Annotated in this window: 1 pseudogene; it reads left to right on the top strand. The window is 73.2% G+C overall.

Annotated features, from left to right (window positions below):
• Window positions 1–334 (top strand): annotated as a pseudogene (locus AX685_RS09400) (DNA gyrase subunit B); the annotation flags it as partial.
• Window positions 335–553 lie beyond the last annotated feature (219 nt).

Raw genomic sequence — 553 nt, 5'->3', positions numbered from 1 at the left:
GGGCGAGAGCGAGGGCGAGGGCGTCCCCGGCCAGCGTCTGGCGGTCGCCAAGGGCGAGGCGCTCGTCGCGCGCCCGTCACAGCTGCTGGACGCGATCCTCGCCGCCGGCCGCAAGGGCCTGTCGATCCAGCGCTACAAGGGGCTGGGCGAGATGAACGCCGAACAATTGTGGGAAACCACGCTCGATCCCTCCAACCGCTCGATGCTCAAGGTGGAGGTCGACCAGGCCGACGTCGCCGACGAAATCTTCGCCCGCCTGATGGGCGACGTCGTCGAGCCACGCCGCGAGTTCATCCAGGAGAACGCGCTCAGCGTCGCCAACCTGGACGTGTAAGCGCGCGGCCGTCCGCAGGGCCGTCGCCCCTGCGCAGGCAGGGGCTTCCCCGTGGCCGGCGTAACCCGCGCCCCGCCAAGGTCCCAGCCTCCGCCGGGATGACGCCGTGACGCCACGTCGCGCCGACCGTCGCCCCTGCGAAGGCTGGGCCTCCCGTGGCCGCACCGCGCCTCACCCCGCGCCCAGCACCTCGTCCACCCACGCCGGCACCAGCGCCCC

This window comes from Sphingomonas sp. CCH9-F2, assembly GCF_001556735.1.
Lineage (GTDB): Bacteria > Pseudomonadota > Alphaproteobacteria > Sphingomonadales > Sphingomonadaceae > Sphingomonas > Sphingomonas ginsenosidimutans.
Note: the sequence above shows the minus strand (reverse complement) of the source record. Positions and strands in the feature narration are given on the sequence as shown.